The following is a 23,119-nucleotide window of genomic DNA, read 5'->3' as shown; positions in this document are numbered from 1 at the left end:
GACATCCGCGCACCACCGCCCGATGGCATGCTGTCCCCACCCGACCAGGCGCTTTCCGCTTGGGTGTGCGTGAGTTCCGGATGAGAACCGCCACGGCGGGCGCCGCGCTGCCGGGTGGCCGTCCTCCTGCCCCGGTGGCCGTCACGGAGCGGAGGTGGCGCAGCCCATGGGGGCGACGGCCCGATACGGCCGCTACGGAGCGTGTGTAAGGTAAGCCTCGCCTTATATGAGCGAGGAGAGCAGCGTGCGTACTTTCCGGTGGAAAGCGGTCGTGACCGTGTCCCTCATCGGGGGACTGCTGGCCGGATGTTCGTCCGGGACCGACGGCGGAGACGGCGGCGGCAGCGGATCCGGGGACACAAAAGCCGCGGACGGCACCCGGAACCTCGTGGCCGGCGCCTCGGCGGGCCCGTCCGCCGCGCCCAGCGCCATGGCCGCCGGCATGGGGGCGAAGGCCGCCGACGGCGTCTTCCCCCGGACCGTCGGGCACTTCAAGGGCACCACGACGATCAAGGAGACACCCGGGCGGATCGCCGTGCTGAGCACCGGTCAGCTCGACGACCTGCTCTCCCTCGGCCTCGTGCCCACGGCCACCACCCGCGCCGACAACGCCGGGCTCGTACCGGACTACCTCAAGGACACCTTCCCGCGGTACGGGCAGAAGCTCGGGAAGATGACCGACGTCGGGACCAGGGCCGCGCCCAACCTGGAGACGCTGGCCGCCGCCCAGCCCGATCTGATCCTGGCCAACGACTCCCTCGGGGACCTCTACCCCAAGCTGTCGAAGATCGCGCCCACCGTGGTGACCAAGGGCCAGGGCATCAACTGGAAGCGGGACCTCCTGCTGGTCGGTGCCGCGGTCGGCAAGGGCGAACAGGCCCGGAAGACGCTGGACGACATCGCCACGGACGTTGCCGCCCAGGGCGAGAAGCTCGGCGGCGCGAACACCGCCGTGTCCATGGTGCGCTTCACGTCCGACCGCACCCGGATGTTCGGCGTCTCCTCCTTCACCGGCTCGATCGCCGTCGACATGGGCCTCGGCCGCCCCGGGGCGCAGCGGTTCAACGCCATCTCGGAGGACATCAGCGCGGAGCGCATCGACCTCGCCGACGGCGACTGGATCTTCTACTCGGTGCAGGGTGACCCCGGCAAGACGGACTCCGGGAGTGTGCTCGCCGGGCCCCTGTGGAAATCGATGAAGGGCGTCAAGGCCGGTCACGCCGTCAAGGTCGACGACGACCCCTGGTACCTCAACGCCGGACCGACCGCCGCACGCATCGTCGTGAAGCAGCTCGCCGACACGATCGGCTCGTGACAGCGGTCCGCCCGGCCGAGCGGGGAACCCGTACCCGTGAACCGGGTTCCCGGACCCGTCGTACGGCATCCCGAGCCGCGTCCCGTACCGCGTGGCTGGCCGCCGCCCTCGTCCTCACCGTCGCCGTCTGCGCGCTCAGCCTCGCCGTCGGCACCCGGCCCGTGCCCCTGCCGGCCGTCGCCGACGCTGTGTTCCACGGCGGCACGTCACCGGACGCGCTGGTCGTGCGGTCGCTGCGCCTGCCCCGTACCGCCGTCGGCCTCACCGCGGGCGCGGCCCTCGGCCTCGCCGGGGCGGCGCTCCAGGCGGTCACCCGCAACCCGCTCGCGGACCCCGGCATCCTCGGACTGAGCCAAGGCGCCGCCGCCGGCGTCGTGTTCGCCGTCTCCCTGGGCCTGGCGAGCGGATTCGACGGGTACGTCTGGTACGCATTCGCCGGAGCCGTGGCCGCCGCCTGCGTCGTGTACGCCCTCGCGACCCGCGGCCGGGGCGGCGCCTCGCCCGTCAAGCTGGCGCTGGCCGGTACGGCGCTGTCCGCGATGGTCGCGGGCGGCACCACCGTGGTCCTGACGTCGAGTTCGGCCACGCTGGACCAGTTCCGCTTCTGGCAGGTGGGCGCGCTGAGCGGTCGCGACGCCGGGACCGTCGGGCAGATGCTGCCCTTCCTGGTGGCCGGCGCGCTGCTGGTCCTCGGCTCCGCCCGTGGTCTGGACGCCCTGGCACTCGGCGACGAGACGGCCCGCGCGCTCGGCCACCAGGTCCCGCTCGTACGGATCTGCGCGGCGCTCGGCGCGACCGTGCTCACGGCGGCGGCCGTCGCCGCTTCGGGGCCGATCGCGTTCATCGGGCTCGCCGTGCCGCACCTCGCCCGGCGGCTGGTCTCCGGCGGCCACCGCTGGATGCTCCCGCTGTCCGCGCTGCTCGGCTCCTGCCTGCTGCTCGCGGCCGACGTGGCGGGGCGCGTCGTCCGCGCGCCGGCGGAGGTCCCGGCCGGGGTGATGACCGCGCTCGTGGGCGTGCCGGTGCTGATCGTGCTCGTACGCCGCAAAGGGGCGGGCACATGAGGACCGACGTCTCGAACCGGCCCCCGGCCCCGCCGCCCGGCCGGGACACCGCCACCCCGGTCACCCTCCGTCCGCACGCGGCCGGACTGCGCGTGCTGCGCCGCCGCCGCTTCTCCCTTCTCCTGCATCGCCGTTCGGCCGTGGTCGCCTGTGTGCTGCTCGTCCTGCTGGCGGCCGTCCTCGCCGCCTCGGCGAGCGTCGGACAGACCTATGTGCCGCCCGCCGAGGTCTGGCGCGTGCTGCGCGGCGAGCCGAGCCCGTACTCCCTGGTCGTGGGCGAGCTGCGGGTACCGCGCATCGCACTCGGCGCCCTGGTCGGCGCCGCGCTCGGCGTCTCCGGCGCGCTGGTGCAGACGGTGACCCGCAATCCCCTCGCCAGCCCCGACGTCATCGGGGTCGGGCACGGCGCCGCGGCCGCCACCGTGCTGGCGCTCGCCACCGGAACCGTCGCCTCGCCCGGGGCGCTCCCGGCCGTGTCGGTGGCCGGCGGTCTCGGCGCGGCGGCTCTCGTGTACGCCGTCGCGTGGCGGCGCGGCATGCGGACGAGCAGCTTCGTGCTGACCGGCGTGGGCATCGGGGTCGCGCTCTCGGCCGTGGTGCAGCTCTACCTCACCGAGAGCGAACTGGGCGCCGCCGAGCAGGTCAAGCTGTGGCTCACCGGCAGCCTCAGCGGACGCGGCTGGGACCAAGCGGTCCCCCTCGCCGGTGTGGTGGTCCTCTGCCTGCCCGGCCTGGTGTGGGCGAGCCGCGCCATGCGGCCGCTCGGCCTGGACGACGACACCGCCGCCGGGCTCGGGGTACGGGTGCGGCGGACCCAACTCGGCCTGACCGCCCTCGGCGTGATCCTCGCGGCCACCGCCACGGGCGCCGCGGGGCCGATCGGCTTTGTCGCGCTCACGGCCCCGCAGCTGGCCCGGCGCCTCACCCGTACCCCCCAACTGCCGCTCCTCGGGTCGGCGTTGACGGGCGCGGTCATCGTGGTCGCCGCGGACCTCGCGGCCCGTACGCTGGTGCCCCCGCTGGAGATCCCCGTCGGGGCGCTCACCGCGCTGGTCGGAGGCCCGTACCTGCTGTGGCTCCTGGGGCGCCCGGGACGGTCGTAAAGCTGTCCGCGCTCGCCCCGGCACGCGGCGGGAAACGCCAATCGCGGCCCGAGAGGGAGGCGCGGCCGGCGGGGTGCTCGACCGGGGGACCCCAGAGCGTCGCTCCATCCCTGGGGCCGCCGCCGCGACCATGATGTGCTGCATGAATACGATCGACTACCTGGCCGGAACGGACACCGTGCACATCGCCACCGAGCGGGAGGACGGGGGTGAGGTCGAGACCCCGATCTGGGCGGTTGTCGTGGACGGCGTGCCGTACATCCGCAGCGGCTACGGCGACGGATCGAAGTGGTACCGCCGCGTGCAGCGCACCGGCCGGGCCGCCTTCGTCGACGGCTCGCAGCGCTACCCCGTGACGGTCGAGAACCTGGACGACGAAGCCGTCATCGGCAAGGTCGACGAGGCGTACCGGGCCAAGTACGCCCGCCAGGCCGCGGCGCTGGACCAGGTGGTCGCGCCGCAGGTGCGCGAGTACACCATGCGGATCACTCCGCAGTGAGTGCGTGAGGAGTGAGTGCGTGACGTACGTGATCAGGTGAGCGGTGGGGACGGCCGGCCCGGACGCCGCTCAGCCGCCCCCCACCGCTCAGCCCACGGTCCACGCGTGGAGCTGGCGGGCGATCTGCGCGACCCCCACCGTCCCCGCGGCCGTGTCACGGACCAGGACGGGCGCCGCCTTCGGCTCGTAGTCGAGGCGGTGGCCGTACAGGGAGAGGAACGCCTCCGTGGCGTGCCAGGCGAACGCCTCGTTGGAGTGTTCGAGGCAGGGCAGCTTGACGAGCGTCTGGAGCAGGGCCGCGGCCTTGAGGTGGTGCGAGCCGTAGATGTCACGGTCCATGGCCCGCGCGTGGACGCGCGCGACGGCCGCGTGGAGCGGGCCGTAGTCGTCGACCTGCGGATCACGGGGGAGCAGCTCAGCGGCGTGCAGCAGGTACGAGACGTCGATCTGTGGTTCCGGCTCACTCACGCGGCGTGACCCTGTTCCCGCCGCGCCAGTTCCTGGCGGGCCTGCTGGTCCGCGGACCGCTGCTCGGGCGTGGGGTCGATGCTGCTGGGCTCGGCGTCGAAGGCCGCGCCGCTCCGGGCCATCGACGTCTTGAAGCCGTCGAGGAAGGTGTTCTCGACGGCGGTGGCGCGCTCGTAGGCGGCGGACAGGATGTACTCCTGCATGCTGATCCCCGCGGCCTTGGCCGCCGCCGCGATGGCGGAGCGCTGCCGTGGGTCGGGGAAACGCAGGCTCATGGCTCCTTTGGACTCACTCATGGTATCGAAGCTACCACTGATACCAAGCGGGAGGGGAGAGGGGAGATCGGGGGCTGCGAGCATGGTGACCACCCGTTCGCCGAGAAGGAGCTGACGATGACAGCGGTACGGACCGTACGGTTCCCCTCCGGGGTGGAGGTTCCGGCACTTGGACAGGGCACCTGGCACATGGGCGAGGATCCCGCGCGGCGCTCCGAGGAGATCGCCGCGCTTCGGAGGGGCCTGGACCTGGGGCTGACCGTGATCGACACGGCGGAGATGTACGGAAGCGGCGCCGCCGAGGAACTGGTCGGCGAAGCGATCCGAGGCCGGAGGGACGACACGTTCCTCGTGAGCAAGGTGCTCCCGTACAACGCCGACAGGAGGGGTACGGCCGAGGCCTGCCACGCGAGCCTGCGCCGCCTGGGGACCGACCGGATGGATCTCTACCTGCTGCACTGGCGGGGGAGCGTGCCCCTGCACGAGACCGTCGAGGCCATGGAAGCACTGGTGTCGGAGGGCAGTATCGGTGCCTGGGGGGTGAGCAATCTGGACGTCGACGACCTCGCGGATCTGCCCGCCGGCGCCCACCTGGAGACCGATCAGGTGCTCTACAACCTCAGCAGGCGGGGCCCGGAGTTCGACCTCTTTCCCCGTTGCCGGGAACTCGCCGTCCCGATCATGGCGTATTCACCGGTGGAACAGGGCCGGCTCCTCGGCCACAAGACGCTGAACGCGGTGGCCGCCGCTCGCGGCGCCTCGCCCGCCCAGGTGGCCCTGGCCTGGGTGCTGCGCCGGGACGACGTGGTCGCGATCCCCAAGGCGTCGACCGTCGCGCATGTCGAGGAGAACCACGCGGCCCTGGACATCCACCTGACGGACGACGATCTCCGTACCCTCGACCGGGCCTTTCCCGCCCCGGTCCGCAAGCGGTCCCTCGACGTGCTGTGAGGTGGTGGCCGCCCCCTCAGGACTCCTCGTGTGCGGAGAAGGCGCGTTCGCGTCAGGCTGATGAGAGGACCCACAGCCCACGTCACGGGAGAGGCCTGACCATGTCGCTGATCAATCGCAAGGATCTCGGACTGCTGGCCGTCCGGCTCGGTACGGGAAGCGTGCTCGCCGCGCACGGTTCGCAGAAGCTCTTCGGCTGGTTCGGCGGGGCCGGAATCGAAGGCACGGCCAAGGGCATGGAGCAGATGGGCTTCCGGCCCGGCCGGCAGAGCGCGATCGCGTCGGGGCTCGGTGAGGTCGGCGGCGGCGTGCTGCTCGCACTGGGACTCGCCACCCCGATGGCCGGCGCGGCCGCCGCGGGGGCCATGGCGGGAGCCGCTTCGGTCCACGTGCCGTCGGGATTCTTCGCCCACCAGGGCGGTGTCGAGCACCCGGCCTTCCTCGGCTATGTCGCGGCGTCGCTCGGGCTCGCCGGTCCCGGTCGCTACTCGCTGGACCACTTCACCAGCCACAAGCTGGACCGCCCGCTGTTCCTGCTGCTGGCCTTCACGGCCAGCGCGGCCGCGGCGACCGCCGTGGTCGGCCGGCGCACGGCGGCACTGGCGGCGGAGAGGCTGGACGCGGACGAGGACGCCGACGCCGACGCGGACGGTGGAAGGCCGTAGGCGAAGGGGTTATGGAGGTGTGTGCGGGAGGGGAACGTGTGCCGGGGGCGTCGGGATAACATGCGGCCGCTGAGTCAATGGGCGGGGGCTGTGTGGTGGGCGATGTGTTGCTGGCCGGGCGTTATCAGCTGCGGCGGCTGGTCGGGCGCGGCGGGATGGGCGAGGTGTGGGAGGCGTTCGACGAACGGCTCGGACGCGCCGTCGCCGTCAAGGTCGTCTCGCTCCTGGCGGGCGGCGGCAGCGCGGCCGGTGAACTGCGTGCGCGCTTCCTGCGCGAGGCGCGGATCACCGCGGCGCTCGAACACCCCCGCATCGTGGCCGTCCACGATCTCGGAGAGACGGTCACGGCAGAGGGCAGCGTGCCGTTCCTGGTGATGGAGTTCCTGCGGGGCAACGGGCTGGAGACGGTCGTACGCAGCGGTCCGGTGTCCGGGCAGGAGGCCGCGCGGTGGGGCGCGCAGATCTGCGACGCGCTGGCCGAGGCACACGCCGCCGGCATCCTGCACCGTGACATCAAGCCGGCGAACGTGTTCGTCACGGCGAACGGCGGGGTGAAGGTACTAGACTTCGGGATCGCCCGCGCCGCGGATCCCTCGGGCACGGGTGACCTGCTGACCCGCACGGGCGTTGTCGTGGGGACGGCCGCCTACATGGCGCCGGAGCAGGCCCGCGGCCGCCCCGAGGAACGCAGTGACCTGTACGCCGTGGGATGCCTGCTCTTCGAACTGCTCACCGGTACGCTGCCGTTCAGCGCTCCGGACACGCTGGGTCATCTCACCGCGCACCTCAACGACACGCCCCCGGCACCGAGCAGCGTCCTGCCCGGTGTCCCGGCCGTGTGGGACGAACTCGTCCTGCGGCTGCTGGAGAAGGAACCCGCCCGGCGATTCACGTCGGCCGCGGAGCTCGGAGCGGCGCTTCGCGCGTTGTACGGGCACCCGCCCCGGGTGCCCGCGCGGCGCACGCCGACGGTCGTGGATCCGGGCGGCCCGCCCCCTCAGCCCTCCCCGGGCGCCACGACGGCTTCGGCTCCTGAGCCCCCACGTCCGCCCGCGCTCACCCGGCGCGGCGCACTGCGGTGGGGCGCGGGAGTGGTGGCGCTCGGAGCCGTCGGCACCGCGGCCGGCCTGTATCTCACCCAGGAACCGGGCAAGGGCCCGGTCGCCTGGTCGCAGAGCGTCGGAGACGGCCAGAAGCTCGACAGGAACGACCCCACGTCGATCGTCAGCGATGGCCGCTGGTACGTGGCCGGCGGCAACGACCCGGTCATGGTGCACGCGTTCGACACCGCCCGGGGCAAGCGATTGTGGAGGGCCGAGCAGAACGGGCAGAGCGGGAGCGCGGGCGGCGGCCCACGATTCACGGTGGCCGGAGGCGCGGCCATCCTCGGGACCACGCAGACCGACGAACCGAGCCCCTCCCTCACTGCCTTCGACGCCGCCGGAGGCAGAAGACTGTGGCGCCACCCGCTCGACTCCCAGAGCTGGGACGTGCACCGGCCCAGCGGCCTCATCGTCGTGGCGGGTGAGAACAGCGTGATCGGCCTCGACCCACGCACCGGCCAGGACCGGTGGAGCTTCCGTCCCGACGGGCCGGGAGAGGCACTGGGCGTGGGGGATCTGGTGGTCAGGGGCGGTACGGCGCTGTCGGGCCGGACCGGCAAGACGGTGTGGCAGCAGCGAGGCCTCGTCGCGAAGGGCCGCCTGGCGCATTCGCTCGGAAAGTTCTTTCTCTGCTACGAGGCCGGCAAGCAGGCCGCCACCGATCTCGTCTGCCGCTCCGCGCACACCGGGGACGTGGTCTGGCGCACGCCGTTCAACAACAACGAGGAACCCGCGGGCTCGGTCGGGCCCACCTGGCAGGCGGTCGTGTCGGGCACCACTGTCTTCCTGCCGCTGGCGGCCGGAGACCGCCGCGGGCCCACGGCCGTGGACGCGGCCACCGGCACGGTGAAGTGGACCTACGACGGGCCCTACCGGCAGGCCTCCGAATACGGCGACGACGGCTCGGTGAAACGGGTCGCGGGCGTTCAGTCCGTGCTGGGTGTCGCGGGCGGATTCGCCCTGCCGACCGGTAAGGGCACGGTGTACCTGGACGCCGACGACGGCCGGGAGCGCTGGCACTGCGCCGGCGAGAGCGCGGGCCTCACCGGCGGATACCTGCTGTTCACCACGCCCCGCGACCGGTTGTTCACCTCATGGGGACGCCTGCGCGTCCTCGACGCCCGGACCGGCCGTGAGGTCTGGTCCGGCGACTTCGACACGACCTTCGCCGCGGCCCCGCAATCCGGCGACGGCCGGGTCTTCGTCGCGGACAAGGACGGCACGCTGTGGGCCCTAAAGATCTAAAAGGGCGGAATGCGAGCCTCCGTCCGATGGGTCCGTGAATCGGCGGATCCAACGCCGCCGCTGGTGTGACGCGTACGACATGGTCGTCCGTGACGGTGCCGTACGACTCCGGACGCCGGCCCCGTAGCCCGGCCCGATCATGCCGATGGCGCCGCCCAAGAGGGCTTGCCGCAGGGCGACATGGGCCCGTGCGCGCACAAGGCGAGACGCGCTTCATGCGTGCCGACATCCCGGGATGAATGGGCTGAACCGTGTCGAACTGACCCTCGATTACCATCGAACGCGTGCATGAGGACATGCCTGGTCGGCGCCATTCCCGCACCCGCTCCCGCAGGGAGCAGCGGCGCCGTCGAAGGGCCAGGAGACGGCGGGTGGTGTGGACGGCGACCGGTGCCGCGCTGCTGGCGGTCGCCGCCGCGGTGTACGGCGCCGCGAGCAGTCAGGGCGAGGGCGGCGGCGAGAGTGCCGAAGCCAAGAACGAGACGTCCTCCGGCATCGCGCCGACCGCGTCCCCGACACCCGCCCCGGCGGATCTGGCACCGGCCCTCGCCACCGTCACCGCGGACCTGGCCGGGAGGGAGCTGTCCGTGGCGCTGCTGGACACGACGAGCGGCAAGTGGGCCACGTACGGGGACGGCGCCTTCGACACCGCCAGCATCGTCAAGGTCGACATTCTCGCCACGCTCCTGCTCCAGGCGCAGGACGCCGAGCGTGAGCTGACGGCGAAGGAGCGGACCTACGCCACCGACATGATCGAGAACAGCGACAACGACGCGACAAGCGCGCTGTGGACCGTCATCGGCAGCGCGACCGGGCTCGACGCGGCCAACAAGCGGCTCGGCCTCATCGGGACCCAGGGCGGCGACGGTACGGTCTGGGGCGTGAGCCAGACGACGGCCGAGGACCAAGTACGGCTGCTCCAGAGCGTGTTCGACGCCAAGTCGCCGCTCACGCCGGAATCGCGGGCGTACATCCAGAAGCTCATGCGCCACATAGCGCCGACACAGGACTGGGGCGTCTCCGCCGCGGCGGACGACCCGGCGGCGACCGCCCTCAAGAACGGCTGGCTGGAACGGACCCTGACCAAGAAGTGGGACGTCAACAGCATCGGCCGGATCGAGATCGACGGCAGGGCCTACTTCCTGGCCGTCCTGACGAACGGCCACACCACCCAGGAAGCCGGCATCCGGCTGGTGGAGGAAGCATCACGAGCCGCGGTCTCGGAGATCGCGGCCCTGCGCTGACCGCGTGCGCCGGACGCGGGGACGCGGGGACGCGGGCAACCCAGGCGGTGGCCGCCGCATCGAGCACCCGCACGGAGGGATGACGGTCCCGGCACGGTGAAAACAGGCAAACCGGCCGGCCCGGGACAGAATGAACCAAGCGAAAGCCGCAAAACCCTCCAGGAGGAAGAAATGAGCCGGAACCTCCCCGGCGGGGCCCTCACCCTCGCCGACGATCTCACCCTCAGCCGCGCCGGTTACGGTGCCATGCAGCTGGCCGGCCCCGGTGTCTTCGGGCCGCCCGGGAACCGGGACGAGGCGGTCGCGGTGGTGCGCGCGGCGGTCGACCTCGGGATCACGCACATCGACACCAGCGACTACTACGGTCCCGTCGTCGTGAACGAGATCATCAAGGAAGCCCTGTTCCCGTACCCGGCCGATCTGCACATCGTCACCAAGGTCGGCGCCCGCAGGACCGAGGACGGGGGCTGGGTCCCCTCGCTGGAGCCCGGGAAACTCAAGGCCCAGGTCCGGGGGAACCTGGAACACCTCGGCCTGGAGACCTTGGACGTGGTCAATCTGCGTCTCGGGTCGGTCGAGGGCACGTCCGACCAGTCCATCGCGGAGGAGTTCGGCGCGCTCGCGGAGCTCCAGGAGGAGGGCCTGATCCGTCACCTGGGTCTCAGCGGCGTCTCCGGCGCCCAGCTGACCGAGGCGCAGACGATCGCGCCCGTCGTCACCGTGCAGAACCTCTACAACCTCGCGAACCGCCAGGACGACGCCCTGGTGGACCGCTGCGCGGCCGAGAACATCGCCTTCGCCTCCTTCTTCCCCCTCGGCGGCTACACCCCGCTCCAGTCCCGGACACTCACCGACGTCGCCGCCCGCCTGGACGCCTCGCCCCAGCAGGTCGCCCTGGCCTGGCTGCTCCAGCGCTCCGCCACCACCGTCCTGATCCCCGGTACCTCCTCGGTCGCCCACTTGCGCGAGAACGTCGCCGCGGCGGAGCTGGAACTGCCGGCCGACGCGGTCGCGGAGCTGGACGCCATCGGCACGTGACACGCCGGAGACCGCAGGGGTAGCTTCACCGCCGGCCTACCGGGCCACCGGAATAGCTGATTGTCGAGTTTTGTTACGGTCTGCTATGGAAGGTCGTACGAACAGTGCCGGAGGCTCCCCGACCCAGCGGAGGGCGGCCACGGAAGCGATCAATGAGGCCCGGGCGGGCAGCGGGCGGCTGATCGAGTCGTTGACGCGCCTGTGGGACGACGTCGTCCAGGCGTCGGCGCTGGTGGCCAACGACGACGAGCACGATCCGGAAGGTGCCACGGTCGCGTTCGAGCGGGCCCAGCTGAGGGATGTCCTGAAGCAGGCACACGCCGACCTCGACGACCTGGAACAAGCCGCCGAGCGCATCCGTACCGGCGAATACTGGGTCTGCGAGCGTTGCGGAGGCCCCATCTCCCCGGAAAGGCTGACCGCCCGCCCCACGGCGCGCACGTGCATCAGCTGCGCGGCCCGCAAGGCGAGAAGGTGACGAGCCGCGGCCGAAGCCATGAGTTGACAGGTTCTTCCGCCATGGGACGCTGGAAAGCGTGAGGGGGACGGAGTTGCCGGGACCCGGCGTCTTTTTGCGGGCCGGACGACGGCAACGCTGACCATGGGAGGCAGGGCGGCATGACCACCATTGAGACGGTTTCCCTGGACGATGCCCGCCGGGTGATCGAGGCCGGGGAGAAAAAGGCCCGTGACATCGGCCGGCCCAGCAATATCGCCGTGGTGGACCACGGAGGAAATCTCGTGGCTCACATACGGATGGACGACGCCTGGATCGGCAGTATCGACATCTCCATCAACAAGGCCTTCACCGCCCGCGCCTTCGACATCACCACCAGGGATCTCGCGGACAACGCGGGGCCGGGTGCGCAGTTCTTCGGTATCAGCGGATCCAACCAGGGCCGCATCATGATCTTCGCCGGTGGCATCCCGCTCCACCGCGACGGCAAGGTGATCGGCGGAGTCGGCGTCAGCGGCGGCTCGGGCGAACAGGACCAGGCCGTGGCGGAAGCCGCAGCGGCCGGCTTCTGAAACCGGCGACACACTCCTCGTACCAGAGCCCTCTCCTCAGGTCCGGCCCGGGATCACTCCCCCCGCCGCGGCGGGAGCGCATGCCGGGGAGGACGGCGCGGTCGCCTTACTCAAGTGCGGCCTCGGCGTGGCCATAGACGCGGCCGCATTCGCGTGGCTGGAAAGGTTCCGTACGGCAACGAACTGGTCACGACTGTGCGTGCACGTGCAACTTCGCACCAGGCTGGGGGGTCTTAGGGATGACCAGCACCTTGGTCGTACCTATGAGGAGTCCACCATTTCTGTCATACGCAAGACCTTGACCGCCACCGCCGTCGTCACGGCGGTCCTGGCGGGTTCCGCCGCCTGCGGCACGGTGGAGAACCTTTCCGCCGGGCAGAAGCTCGACCGTGCCTTCGACAAGCTCGGCGCCGAGCGCTCGCTCTCCTTCGAGCTGGACCTGGACGCCGACGCCAAGACGTTGCAGGCGCTGGACGCCAACGCGGCACCGGGCGAGGAACTGCCCGACCAGGTCGCCGAGTTGCTCAGCGGCGCCAAGATCTCGCTGTCCGTGCAGTCGAAGAAGCCGCTCTCCGAGTCCGGCGAGAAGGACTTCACGGGCGTGGCGATGAAGGTCAGCGGCCCCGAGGGTGACCTGCTGGAATACCGGGTTGTCGGCGACTACACCTACTTCCGCGCGGACGTGGCCACCCTTGCCGCCGCGACGGGCACCCCGGCGCCGCCGGCGGACGAACTGCCCAAGGAGGCAGGCGCGTTCAAGAAGATTCTTGAGGGCGAATGGGTCAAGGTCGCGACCAAGGACCTTCAGCAGGACGCCTTGAGCCAGGGCGAGCCGTCGGCGGAACCCACGCTCGACGCCAAGACGCAGAACAAGATGGTGAAGGCCCTGCGCGGAGTCATCTCCCGTGAGGTCGAGTTCAAGACCGCGGGCGAGAAGGACGGTACGGACCACGTCACCGCCACCGCTCCCTTCCGTACGCTGATCACCGGCCTCTTCGACGGGATCCGCCCGCTTGCCAAGGAACTTCCGGCGGGCGTCGAACTGCCGGCGGACAAGGACTTCAAGGACGCCCCCGACGTGAAGGTCGGGGCGGACTTCGCCCTCAGGAACGGTGAGCTCACCGAGGTGTCCGTGGACCTCGCCAAACTGGCCGAGAACGCGAAGGTGAAGAAGCTCGCGCTGGTCCTTCGTATGGGCAAGGGCGAGAAGACCACAGCGCCGGCCGGAGCCACCGAGGTGAAGCTGGACGAGTTGCTGGAGAGCTTCCTCGGGTCGGCCGCCGGTGACGCTGCCCTGTGAGGGGCGGTCCTGCCACAGAGCACGCGGTGATGACGCCCGACAGCCACTGAGCTGTCGAAGTCGCTTTCCTCCCACGGACCGCAGGGGCCCCGACCCGGGCGACAACCGGGTAGGGGCCCCCTTGTCGGCCGGGGCCCCCGCGGGACCGGTCCGTGGGGTTCAGCGCCTGCGCCCACGACTGATCCGTTCCGTACGGCGGATCTCCTCCAGCGGGTACGGAGTCTCCCTGCTCCCGTCCCGGAGTTCGCGGAAGAAGTCCGCCATCACCGCGGTGAGCGGCGCGTGGCGCGCGAGGATCGCGGCGGCCGTCTCCGGCATTCCCGTGGGACGTTCACCTCGGGCGTACGCGCGCACCTGCGCCTCGCGGTCGTCCCTCCCGTACCCGTACACGTCGGTCACCAGCCAGTTGACCAGGTACGAGACGCTGTAACAGCGGTCATAGGTCTGGTGACGGGCGAAGAAGCCGGCCTCGGCCCGCGCCAGTTCGAAGCGGGAGGAGATCGCGAGGCCGTAGTCCGCGAAGTAGAGGCGCCGGCCGTCGGTGAGGATGTTCTCGAAGTGGACGTCGAAGTGCAGGAGTCCACGGGCGTTCATGAATGAGGTTCCGGCTTCCAGGCCCCGCTCCACCATGGCGCAGGCCCGGTCCGCGGCCTCGTCTCCGGCGTCCATCTGCTCGCCCAGCCACGCGTGGAGCGTGCGCGGGATGTACTCCAGGAACAGCGCGACGCTCGCCGACGACCGCCGGAGGCCCTCGATCCGATCGCGCACCTGCGATCCGCCACCCCAGAAGGCGACGGTCTTTTCGACGTCGGCCAGTTCCCCGGGCAGAGGCGTCGAGTCCGGCAGTACCCGCCAGTGGTGCATCAGGGGGAAGCCCTCGTGGTCCCCCGCCAGCACCCAGTTCGTCGTCATCGTGTGGACGGCGAGCTCTCGCCAGACCCCGAAGCCCGGGCCGCCGAGGCCGTAGTGGCAGAAGGCGGGCAACCCGAACACGTTCGCCGTGGACCGCACGTTGTCCGGCTGACGGTCCCGGTCGGTGAGAGGAACCCGCTTGACGAAGACAGGGGTCCCGTCCACGTCCAACAAGGCCGACTTCCCTCCGATGCCGGTACCCAGCGGCGCGGCGGTGTCCACAAGCGCGTGCAGCTCGTCGTCACTCAGCAGGGCGAGGGACGTGGAGACGGCGCCATGGGCGGCCAAGCGCGCACCGCGCGTCATGTCGGTCCCAGCCACCGGGGCCTCCCTCTCCGCATCGACTTCGGCGCACTCCTGCCGAACGGTCAACGGTCGCGTGACCCCCGTACGTTCCCCTTGTCAGTTCACCGACACCGGACTGCTCAACCGGCTCCCGAAGAAGTCGGTCAGCTCGGCCACCGCCGGGGTGACGTACGTGTCCTTGTCGTACAGGTCGACGTGGCCGGCACCGTCGATCCAGTGGAGCCGTTTGGGCTCCCGCGCGTCCGCGAACGCCTCCGTGGTCATGTGCGAGGTGACCGCCTCCGTTCCGACGATCATGAGCAGCGGGCGCGGGGCGATCAGGGAGATGAAGCGGAACGGCTCGAAGGGCACGATGCGGTCGACGCTGTTCCAGGTGAACGACTTCGCGGAGCGCGGGTGCCGCGCGCGGTCGGTGCAGTAGTACTCCCAGCCCTCGAAGGCGTGCCGGCCGAGCGCCCTGGCCTCTTCCTCCGTGGCCGGGAAGACCGGGAACTCCCCGACACCCTCGCCACGGGCCTCGGCGGTCCGGGCCGCGGCGGCCGCGTCGAGCATCCCCTGGATGACGGCGGGGTCCTGCGTACCGTCGGCGCCCTCACGGAACTGGCGGCCGACATCGGCGGCGCTGACGGTGGCGACCGCCCTGATCCGGTGGTCGGTGGCGGCGGCCGGGACGACGTAGCCGCCGGAGGCGCAGATCCCGAGAGCCCCGATACGGTCCGGGTCCACCTCGGGGCGCACGCTGAGGAAGGACACGGCGGCCTTGATGTCCTCGACGCGGTGGGCGGGGTCCTCCAGGCCGCGCGGGGTGCCTTCGCTCTCGCCCTGGTGGGCGGCGTCGAAGGCGAGGGCGACGAATCCCTCGCGGGCCAGGCGTTCGGCGTACAGGCCCGCTGCCTGTTCCTTGACGCCGCTGGCGGGATGACCGACGACGATGGCGGGGAGGGGGCTGGGGTTCCCGTCACCGGAGGTGAGGCCGTCCGGGGTGTAGAGATGGCCGGCGAGCTTCAGCCCGCTGCTGGGGAACGTGACGTCAGTCTTCATGATGATCTTCTCCGAGCTTGTCCGAACCGGGAGACCGGCGGCGCCCACCGAAGGCGGGTGCTCCGGCGGGCGGGGGATCCGTCCGACGGCCCTCAATCCACTGTCACGCCGTGGCGGGCGGGGTGCCAGGGAGGGTGTTGCCCATGCGGGCCGGTACCAGGCGGGTCGAAGCCTGATCAGCGCTGGGGCGTGACCCCGTACGACCAGTTCTGCCCGAGTTCGCTCTCCCGGTCGCCGCTCACGGGGATCGCGTCGAGGCGGCCGATCTCCTGCGCGGTGAGGGCCAGGTCGGCAGCGGCACTGTTCTCCGCCAGGCGGGAGGAGTGCAGGGTGCCGGGGATCGGTACGACGTCCGGGGCCTTGGCCAGCAGCCAGGCCGGCGCGACCTGTCCCGGCGCGGCCTCATGGGCGCCGGCGACTTGTCGTACCGTCTCGACGGCCGCGAGATTGGCGTCGAACGCGGCCTGGGCGAAGCGCGGCATCCCGCGCCGGTAGTCGTTCTCGGCCAGCGCGTCGCGCGAGGTGAGCTTGCCGGTGAGCATGCCCCGGCCGAGCGGGCTGTACGGGACGACGCCGATGCCCAGTTCCCGGCAGGTCACGGCACTAGCGGTCGCGCCGGGGCCGTTCCGTGGGCCGGTCGTTCCGCCGGCCGGTGGTCCGGGCGGACCAGTGGAGGAGGAAGTGAAGGGCCTCCTCGGCCGGGCTGCCGGGTGGTGCGGTGTAGGTGATCAGACGCTGGTCGGGCCGGGTGTCGACGGAGAGCTGCTGTACGTCGAGGGTGAGGGTGCCCACGACCGGGTGGCGATAGGTCTTGGTCAGCTCTCGGGGCCCCCGTACCTGATGGCTTCCCCACCAGGCCCTGAAGTCCGGGTCGCGGACGCTGAGTTCGCCCACCAGTGAGGTCAGGACGGGATCGTCGGGGTGGCGGCCCGCCTCCATCCGCAACACCGCGACGCACTCACGCGCGACGCGGGGCCAGTCCGCGTACAGGGCACGAAACGCCTCATCGAGGAACGTCAGCCGGTACAGGTTGCGCTCGCGTGGCGGCAGCGCGCCGAAGTCGGTCAGCAGGGCCACCGCGGCGGAATTCCAGGCCAGGACGTCCTGTCGGCGCCCGAGGACCAGGGCCGGGATGTCGGGCATGCCGTCGAGCAGCCGCAGCAGCTGCGGATCGACGCGCTGCTCGGCGGGCTGCCGCGCGGGCGGGGTCTGGGTGACGTCGGCCACGGCGAAGAGGTACGACCGTTCGTCCGGCGCCAGTCGCAGCGCGTCCGCGAGCGCGTCGAGGACAGGCCGGGACACCTGGCGGGTCCTGCCCTGCTCCAGCCGCACGATGTAGTCGATGCTCACATGCGCCAGCTGGGCCAGCTCCTCCCTGCGCAGGCCCGGCACCCGGCGCGGGCGGCCGTCGTCCGGCATACCCATCCGCCGGGGGTCGAGCGCGGCGCGGCGTGCGCGCAGGAAGCCGGCCAGCTCGTTCCGGTCGGGTGAGTTGTCGTGGTGCTCCATGGTTCCAGTGTGCGTCGGGTCGGTGGCGCGTGCCTGGTACTGGTTTGCATACGCGGGGCCGCTCCCCAACCCCCACCTCGGCGCCGTGGAATCATCACGGTGGCGGGGCGGACCGTCCACGGTGGGACGGGCAGGGAAAGGAACCAGCATGCCTGAGGGGTGGGAGTGGGACGACACCTTGTTCCTGGGGTCGGCCCCCTACTACCGGCGGGGGAGGCTCCCGTACGCGCCAGGACTCCCGGACGTACTGGCCGAGGCTCTCACGCTCGACGGCCGGGGACGCCTCCTCGATGTGGGATGCGGACCGGGCACCCTCGCCCTGAGCCTGGCGCACCTGTTCGGTGAGGTGGTCGGTGTGGACCCGGACCACGGCATGGTCGCGGAGGCCGGGCGGCGGGCGGGCGAGGTGGGTATCGCCGAGAGAACCCGGTGGGTCCTGGCCCGCGCCGAGGAACTCCCCACGGACCTCGGGACCTTCACCGTCGCGGCCTTCGGCCAGTCCTTCCACTGGATGGATCGCGGCCTGGTGGCGTCCACCGTCAAGGACATGCTCGTACCCGGCGGGGCTCTCCTGCACATCGCGGACCTGAAGACGGAGACCCGGACGGCCGACGGCCTGCCCCACCCCGGAGTCCCGTATGACGCCGTCGGCAGCCTGACCGAGCGCTACCTCGGGCCGGTCCGGCGGGCGGGCAGGGGAGTGCTCCTCCACGGAACACCCGGCGACGAGGCGGCCGTACTCACCCGTGCCGGCTTCGCCGGTCCCCAGCGGTTCGTGGTGCCGGGCGGTCAGCCGCTGGTACGCACCTGCGAGGACGTCGCCGCATGGGTGTTCTCCCACTCGTTCTCCGCGCCCCACCTGTTCGGCGGCCGGCGCGACGCCTTCGAGGCGGACCTCGAACGGCTGCTCCGGGAGGTCTCCCCGTCCGGCCGGTTCTCCGAACGAGGACCAAGCACCGAAGTCTTCGTATGGCGCAGGCCGGAATAACAACACCGTCGATTCACGTACCTACCCGCGCCCGCGACGCGCTCCCACCGACCCGGAGCCCGTGGCCGCGTACCCTCCGTCCCACCACGCCGTGACGATCGCCGCGTAGGCGTCGGCGGCGTCCTCCCAGGTGAAGTGCCCCGCGTCGACGATGTCGAGTTTGCTGTGCGGCAGCCGCGCGTGAAGGTATTCGGAGTTGGCCGGTGGTACGACTCCGTCCCGGCCGCCGGCGATGTGCTGTACCGGTGTCTGTATCCCCGGCAGCAAATCCCCGAGAGCGCGAAGATCTGTGGGGTACGTACGCACATAACTCATCGATTCAACAAATCGATCGCCCTCGTAGGCGGAAAGGTAATCCTCGGTGATGTCGTCAGGAATCACATACCGTTCAAGAGTCGCCAGCGCGGCGGCGACTATGGCTCGCGGGTCGGCGCCGCGATATCGCTCGATGTCGGCGTCCTCGACCCACTCTTTCAATACGCCGCCGAGCTGAAGAGGAAACGCCGCCCCTCCGCTCCCGACCACCAGACTGCGCCATTTCCCCGGGTGGAGCGCCGCGGCGAACAGAGCAGCCCCGGTGCCTACGTCGGGGCCGACGACGTGCGGGTGGTCAAGGCCGAAGGCCTCGGCGACGTGAAGCAGGAATTCTCCCATCGCCCGTGGTGACATCAGCGCGTCACGGCGTTCGGAATGACCGAACCCCGGCAGGTCAATGGCCACCAGATGATGATGCTCGGCCAGCCGCGACCACGTGGGCCGATAGGCGAACAGACTCTCCGGCCACGGGCTGAGCAGAAGAGCGTCCTCACCGCGGTCCTCGCTCTCCGCGAAGCGGACGGACAACCCCTCGACGGTACGAAACCGGGGCTGAATGGATTCATTCGACGAATGAGACACGATACTGCTCCCTCACGCCTGAGACCCGCCCTGTTCCAGTGTGCCGCAGGAGCGACGCGTCAGCATGTCAGCCCCGGCCTTCTCACGGAGGCGGAGCAGGCGGCGGCCCGCCGGGCTCAACCACTCGGCAGGGGTTGGTCCCGCGGGTGGCAGGCACGTGGAATTCATCGGGGCCGTGACGGGGTCCGTTGCCGCGCCGGGACGGCGTCCACGAAAGCGTGAAGCCCCGTGCATTCGTTCGATGAAACTTCGATAGGTTGACCGCTCATGTGGGCAATGAGCGGTGGCGGATGCCGTCGGCTGGGCGCGGTCGGCTCCGTCGCGATCGCCGTGGGCGGCTGGGTCGCGGGAGCACTGCCGGCCCGTGACCCGTGGGGACTCTGGGTACGGCACGGTTCCGCCGTCGGCGTGGCGGGCGCCGTCCTCGCGTACCTCGGCCTGACCCTGCTCGTCGTGGCCTGGTGGCGGTACGGCAAGGCCGGAGCCCGCGTACGGGACACGCTGGTCACCCTCGCCTGGTGGGTGACCCCGCTTCTGCTCGCACCGCCGCTCTACAGCGCCGACGTGTACAGCTACATCGCCCAGGGCGCCATGGTCCTCGAAGGGCACGACGTCTACACCGCCGGGCCGGCGGTCGTCGACCCCGGCGGCCTCGGCGGCGACGCCGCCGCGAGCGTCGGGGGCAACTGGACCGACACCCCCGCCCCGTACGGCCCGTTCTTCCTGATCCTCGCCCGGGGCGTGACCTGGACGGCGGACGGGGCGATCGTCCCCGCGGTGCTGGGCATGCGACTGCTGGCCCTCGGCGCACTGGTGCTGATCGTGTGGGCGCTGCGCCACCTCGCCCGGGAGCAGGGCAGGAGCGAGAGCGGCGCTCTCTGGTTCGGGGCGCTCAATCCGCTGCTGCTCATCCATGTGATCGGCGGCACGCACAACGATGGCCTGATGATCGGTCTCCTGCTGGCCGGTGTGGTGTTCGCCCTGCGCGGGAGATGGATCGCGGGCAGCGCGCTGGTCGGGCTCGCCCTGATGGTCAAGTCCCCTGCCGCGCTCGCCCTGTTGTTCATCGGCGTGCTCGTCGGCAGGGCGGCGAGCGGCCCGCTCGTACGCCGGACGGCGAAGGGTCTGCTGGGGCCCGGCCTGGTCGCCGTCGCGGTCGCCGTCGCGGTGACACTGATCGCCGGCACCGGCTTCGGCTGGCTCAGGACCCAGAGTGTCGCGGGTGACATACACACCCCGCTGTCGGCCACCAGCGACCTGGGCCTGGGACTCGGGAAGGTGCTGCACACGCTCATCGGCACCGATCCGGACGTGATCAAGGGTGCCGTCCAGACGCTGGGCCTGGCGGCGGCACTCGCGGTGATCGCCCACCTCGCGTGGCGGGCGGCGCGCGGCCGCCTGGACCCGGTCCACGCGCTGGGGCTCGCGCTGCTGGCCCTGGTCGCGCTCTCCCCGATGGTGCAGCCCTGGTACCTGCTGTGGGGCATGACGGTGATCGCCGCCACCAGCCGGCACGGCCGGGCCGGCAGCGTACTGGCGGTGCTGTCGGCGGCCCTCGTGTACGAGACCCATCCCTCGGGGGGCACCCCGCCGCACGGTTTTGTACTGGCAGGGGTCGTGTGCGTGATCGGCACGCTGCTGGTGCGCCGCGAACCGGCCGCCCCGCCCGGCGCGCGCGTACCGGGCCCGCGCCGCGCGGAGGACGAGGCCGACCGCTCGGCGGACGGTGTGGTCGGGGCGGCCGGCGGTACGTAGACGACCCGGGATCCCGTATCCAGGGCGCGCGAGGTGCGAACACCGCGCACACACGCTTCCGCACGCCGGGAGCGGTTGCGTTCCCGCGCCGGGGCGAGAGGGGAAGTAATGCGCCGTCCGTGCTGAATTCCGGCCGGGGTGACGGGCGATGGGGTGGGGAATGTCGTCGGACGACGCGGATGTGATCGTGGTGGGCGGCGGAGCCATAGGGCTGGCGTCCGCGTGGGAGGTGGCCCGGCGCGGGCGCTCGGTGACCGTGCTGGAACGGTTCGACACGGGGCACGACAGGGCCAGTTCCGCGGGTCTCGAACGCCAGTGGCGCATCCAGTACAGCGAGGAGCGCTGGTCACGCCTCGCGCTGGAGACCCTGCCCCTCTGGCACGCCCTGGAGTCCGCGGCGGACCGGCGGCTGGTCCACGCGACCGGCAGTCTGTGGTTCGGGCGGGTCGGCCTGGCGACGAGCGAGGGAGAGCTACGGGCGGCGGGCGCGGTCCTCGAACGCCTCGGCGTGCCCTATGAATGGCTGTCGGCGCCGGAGATCGAGTCGCGCTTCGGCTTCGCCCGGCTCCCCGCCGACCACGAGGGTTTCCACCAGCGCGACGGCGGTGTGATCGACGTGAAGGGGACCATTGGCGCCCTGTCACGGCTGTGCGCTCTGACGGGGGTACGGATCCGGGGGCGGGAACGGGTACGGGCCGTCGAACCCGACGGCGACGGCGTGACGGTCCGGACCGACGACGGAGTACACCGGGCCGGCGCGGTCATCGTGAACGCCGGGGCGTTCGCCGACGAGGTGCTCGCACCGCTCGGCTGCCCGCTGAATCCGCGTGTCTTCCGCATGAGTTCCGCCTACTTCGCCCGGCGTACGGCGGAGATGGACCTGCCGACCTGGTACGCCTTCCTGGAACCGGAGGACGGCGTCGGCAACGGCTCCTTCTACGGATTCGGTCACAACCCATGGACCGGCAGCGGTCTCGTCCGGGCCGCGTCGGACGCCGAGCGGCCGGTCGAGGAGGACGATCCGGCGGCGCCCCGTCTCCCGCACGGCGGCGATCTCGCCACCACCGCCGCCTGGGTACGCGACCACATCCCCGGTCTCGTTCCCCGGGGCATCCGCGCGGGCACCTGCCTCGCCTCGCTGCCCGCCGATTCCGGCCGTCAGTTCCACCTCGGGACCCTGCCCGCGACGGTCCCGCACGGGGAGCGTGTGGTGGTGCAGTCGGCGGGATGGGCCTTCAAGTTCGTCCCCATGTTCGGCCGGATCTGCGCCGACCTGGCACTCGACGGCCACAGCGCCCACCACCACCCCGCCTCGGCGCTCACATGACGGGCCGGGCCGGAGCCGGACCGGCCGGACCGGAAGGAGCCGTACGGGTCAGCCGGTTCACCGGCCCCCGGGGCACCACCCTCCACCTGGCGTTCGCCACCGGGGACCCGGCTCAACCGCTGCCCGCCAACGGAGGGTTGCGCGTACAGGCCGGCGGACCCCCCGTCCCCGACCCGAGGCGTCTCACCCGCCGGCTGGCCACCGAGATGCTGCTCAAGCACCGCCTGCATCACACCGGCTTCTGGGGAGCCAAGATGCTGGTCACGGGCGCCGACGCGGTGGACGACAACCTGCTCGCGGCCGTCGCCCGGGTGCTGAACACCCACGCGGGCACGCTGTACACCGGCGCCGACATGGGGGTGAGCACCGCGGACATGGAGCGGTTGTCGCGCATGACGCCGTACGTGCTCAACGCGATCGGAAGCAGTGTCGAACCCCATACGGCCACCGCCTTCGGCGTGCTGGGCGCCGTCGAGGCGTGGACCCGCGGCCCCGTCACGGGACTGCGCGTCCTGGTGCACGGCGTCGGCAAGGTCGGCGGAGTACTGGCCGGGGAACTGGTCGCGGCGGGCGCCACGGTCCTCACGTACGACACGGATCCACGAGTCCCGGACATCCCGGGAAGCCGGTCCGTCCGGGACTGGGCCGAGCAGGACGTGGACGTGCTGGTGCCCTGCTCGGTGAGCGACCTCGTCGACCCGGCGCTGGCCGGGCGGTTGCGCTGCGGAGCCGTCATCGGATCCGCCAACGCGGTGCTCGCCGAGGAGGACACCACCGCCGCGATCCTGCGCCGCCGCGGCGTCGACTACGTACCGACACCCCTGGTCGGCGCGGGTGCGGTCATCGTCGACTCGATCGAGCACTACGCGCGTACGGCGTTCCGCGCCGCGTCCCCGGACCGGGTGTACGCGTTTGTCAGGCAGACGGTACGCACGGCGGTGAGGGACCTGCTCGACACGGCGCCGGGACCGGCCCCGTCCACGGTCCTCCGCCACGCGCGGGACCTGACCGCGCGGCCGTTCTGCGGTCTGCGATTCCCTACGACCGGGGCGGAGGGCGATCTCCAGGGGCACCTCGCGTAGCCG

Annotated in this window: 23 protein-coding genes; 16 read left to right on the top strand and 7 right to left on the bottom strand. The window is 71.5% G+C overall.

Annotated features, from left to right (window positions below; genetic code table 11):
* Positions 1-244 precede the first annotated feature (244 nt).
* From ACIO1C_RS32835 to ACIO1C_RS32820, 4 genes are all read left to right on the top strand, one after another.
* Positions 245-1,315, top strand: a complete 1,071-nt coding sequence (locus ACIO1C_RS32835) for an ABC transporter substrate-binding protein (protein ID WP_401870598.1) — start codon at positions 245-247, stop codon at positions 1,313-1,315.
* Positions 1,312-2,379 (top strand): FecCD family ABC transporter permease, encoded by a 1,068-nt coding sequence (locus ACIO1C_RS32830; protein ID WP_401870595.1) that lies wholly within the window; start codon positions 1,312-1,314, stop codon positions 2,377-2,379. The genes ACIO1C_RS32835 and ACIO1C_RS32830 overlap by 4 nt, the downstream gene beginning before the upstream one ends.
* On the top strand, positions 2,376-3,482 hold the full coding sequence (locus ACIO1C_RS32825; protein ID WP_401870591.1) for a FecCD family ABC transporter permease: 1,107 nt from the start codon (positions 2,376-2,378) through the stop codon (positions 3,480-3,482). The genes ACIO1C_RS32830 and ACIO1C_RS32825 overlap by 4 nt, the downstream gene beginning before the upstream one ends.
* A 142-nt stretch (positions 3,483-3,624) precedes the next feature.
* Complete coding sequence (locus tag ACIO1C_RS32820) at positions 3,625-3,981, top strand: DUF2255 family protein (RefSeq protein ID WP_401870588.1); 357 nt, start codon at positions 3,625-3,627, stop codon at positions 3,979-3,981.
* Positions 3,982-4,068: 87 nt separating this feature from the next.
* Here the strand turns inward: ACIO1C_RS32820 and ACIO1C_RS32815 are convergent, their stop codons facing one another.
* A complete protein-coding gene (locus tag ACIO1C_RS32815) occupies positions 4,069-4,449 on the bottom strand; it encodes a fic family toxin-antitoxin system, toxin component (RefSeq protein WP_401870585.1) in 381 nt (126 codons plus the stop codon).
* On the bottom strand, positions 4,446-4,745 hold the full coding sequence (locus ACIO1C_RS32810) for a DUF1778 domain-containing protein (RefSeq protein ID WP_401870582.1): 300 nt from the start codon (positions 4,743-4,745) through the stop codon (positions 4,446-4,448). The genes ACIO1C_RS32815 and ACIO1C_RS32810 overlap by 4 nt, the downstream gene beginning before the upstream one ends.
* Positions 4,746-4,841: 96 nt before the next feature.
* Between ACIO1C_RS32810 and ACIO1C_RS32805 the strand changes: the two genes are divergently transcribed.
* The 8 genes from ACIO1C_RS32805 to ACIO1C_RS32770 all read left to right on the top strand — a co-directional run bounded on the left by ACIO1C_RS32805 (position 4,842) and on the right by ACIO1C_RS32770 (position 13,299).
* Positions 4,842-5,675 (top strand): aldo/keto reductase, encoded by an 834-nt coding sequence (locus tag ACIO1C_RS32805; RefSeq protein ID WP_401870579.1) that lies wholly within the window; start codon positions 4,842-4,844, stop codon positions 5,673-5,675.
* Between the two features lie 101 nt (positions 5,676-5,776).
* Positions 5,777-6,340 (top strand): DoxX family protein, encoded by a 564-nt coding sequence (locus tag ACIO1C_RS32800; protein WP_401870576.1) that lies wholly within the window; start codon positions 5,777-5,779, stop codon positions 6,338-6,340.
* A 95-nt stretch (positions 6,341-6,435) separates the two neighbouring features.
* On the top strand, positions 6,436-8,688 hold the full coding sequence (locus ACIO1C_RS32795) for a PQQ-binding-like beta-propeller repeat protein (RefSeq protein ID WP_401870574.1): 2,253 nt from the start codon (positions 6,436-6,438) through the stop codon (positions 8,686-8,688).
* 371 nt (positions 8,689-9,059) lie between these two features.
* Complete coding sequence (locus ACIO1C_RS32790) at positions 9,060-9,932, top strand: serine hydrolase (protein ID WP_401870571.1); 873 nt, start codon at positions 9,060-9,062, stop codon at positions 9,930-9,932.
* A gap of 171 nt (positions 9,933-10,103) precedes the next feature.
* Positions 10,104-10,970, top strand: coding sequence for an oxidoreductase (locus tag ACIO1C_RS32785; RefSeq protein WP_401870568.1), 867 nt, complete (start codon positions 10,104-10,106; stop codon positions 10,968-10,970).
* Positions 10,971-11,055: 85 nt separating this feature from the next.
* On the top strand, positions 11,056-11,448 hold the full coding sequence (locus tag ACIO1C_RS32780; protein WP_401870566.1) for a TraR/DksA family transcriptional regulator: 393 nt from the start codon (positions 11,056-11,058) through the stop codon (positions 11,446-11,448).
* Between the two features lie 140 nt (positions 11,449-11,588).
* A complete protein-coding gene (locus ACIO1C_RS32775) occupies positions 11,589-11,999 on the top strand; it encodes a heme-binding protein (protein WP_401870564.1) in 411 nt (136 codons plus the stop codon).
* Positions 12,000-12,297: 298 nt separating this feature from the next.
* Entirely contained in the window at positions 12,298-13,299 is a 1,002-nt protein-coding gene (locus ACIO1C_RS32770; protein WP_401870562.1) for a hypothetical protein, read from the top strand.
* Between the two features lie 159 nt (positions 13,300-13,458).
* On the opposite strand, the gene ACIO1C_RS32765 is transcribed toward ACIO1C_RS32770, so the two are convergent.
* The 4 genes from ACIO1C_RS32765 to ACIO1C_RS32750 form a co-directional block, all read right to left on the bottom strand.
* The gene (locus ACIO1C_RS32765) at positions 13,459-14,517 is read right to left on the bottom strand and encodes a protein kinase family protein (protein ID WP_401870735.1); all 1,059 of its coding nucleotides are present in this window, start codon (positions 14,515-14,517) and stop codon (positions 13,459-13,461) included.
* A 96-nt stretch (positions 14,518-14,613) separates the two neighbouring features.
* Positions 14,614-15,558 carry an alpha/beta hydrolase gene (locus ACIO1C_RS32760; RefSeq protein ID WP_401870560.1) on the bottom strand — a complete coding sequence of 315 codons (945 nt, stop codon included), beginning with the start codon at positions 15,556-15,558 and terminating at the stop codon, positions 14,614-14,616.
* Positions 15,559-15,734: 176 nt separating this feature from the next.
* Positions 15,735-16,157 carry an aldo/keto reductase gene (locus ACIO1C_RS32755; RefSeq protein ID WP_401870558.1) on the bottom strand — a complete coding sequence of 141 codons (423 nt, stop codon included), beginning with the start codon at positions 16,155-16,157 and terminating at the stop codon, positions 15,735-15,737.
* A 4-nt stretch (positions 16,158-16,161) separates the two neighbouring features.
* Complete coding sequence (locus ACIO1C_RS32750; RefSeq protein WP_401870556.1) at positions 16,162-17,067, bottom strand: helix-turn-helix transcriptional regulator; 906 nt, start codon at positions 17,065-17,067, stop codon at positions 16,162-16,164.
* A 148-nt stretch (positions 17,068-17,215) separates the two neighbouring features.
* Here ACIO1C_RS32750 and ACIO1C_RS32745 point away from each other — a divergent pair, with 148 nt between their 5' ends.
* Complete coding sequence (locus ACIO1C_RS32745) at positions 17,216-18,055, top strand: class I SAM-dependent methyltransferase (RefSeq protein WP_401870554.1); 840 nt, start codon at positions 17,216-17,218, stop codon at positions 18,053-18,055.
* Positions 18,056-18,076: 21 nt separating this feature from the next.
* Here the strand turns inward: ACIO1C_RS32745 and ACIO1C_RS32740 are convergent, their stop codons facing one another.
* Entirely contained in the window at positions 18,077-18,952 is an 876-nt protein-coding gene (locus tag ACIO1C_RS32740; RefSeq protein ID WP_401870552.1) for an alpha/beta fold hydrolase, read from the bottom strand.
* 267 nt (positions 18,953-19,219) lie between these two features.
* On the opposite strand from ACIO1C_RS32740, the gene mptB reads away from it, so the two are divergent.
* The 3 genes from mptB (at position 19,220) to ACIO1C_RS32725 (ending at position 23,116) form a co-directional block, all read left to right on the top strand.
* Positions 19,220-20,707 (top strand): polyprenol phosphomannose-dependent alpha 1,6 mannosyltransferase MptB, encoded by a 1,488-nt coding sequence (mptB, locus tag ACIO1C_RS32735; RefSeq protein ID WP_401870549.1) that lies wholly within the window; start codon positions 19,220-19,222, stop codon positions 20,705-20,707.
* A 160-nt stretch (positions 20,708-20,867) separates the two neighbouring features.
* The gene (locus ACIO1C_RS32730) at positions 20,868-22,034 is read left to right on the top strand and encodes an FAD-dependent oxidoreductase (RefSeq protein WP_401870546.1); all 1,167 of its coding nucleotides are present in this window, start codon (positions 20,868-20,870) and stop codon (positions 22,032-22,034) included.
* Complete coding sequence (locus ACIO1C_RS32725) at positions 22,031-23,116, top strand: hypothetical protein (protein ID WP_401870543.1); 1,086 nt, start codon at positions 22,031-22,033, stop codon at positions 23,114-23,116. The genes ACIO1C_RS32730 and ACIO1C_RS32725 overlap by 4 nt, the downstream gene beginning before the upstream one ends.
* Positions 23,117-23,119: the final 3 nt, after the last annotated feature.

Source organism: Streptomyces sp. NPDC087420, from assembly GCF_044744165.1.
GTDB lineage: Bacteria > Actinomycetota > Actinomycetes > Streptomycetales > Streptomycetaceae > Streptomyces.
The sequence above is the reverse complement of the archived record's forward strand: the minus strand, read 5'-3'. Positions and strand labels throughout refer to the sequence as shown.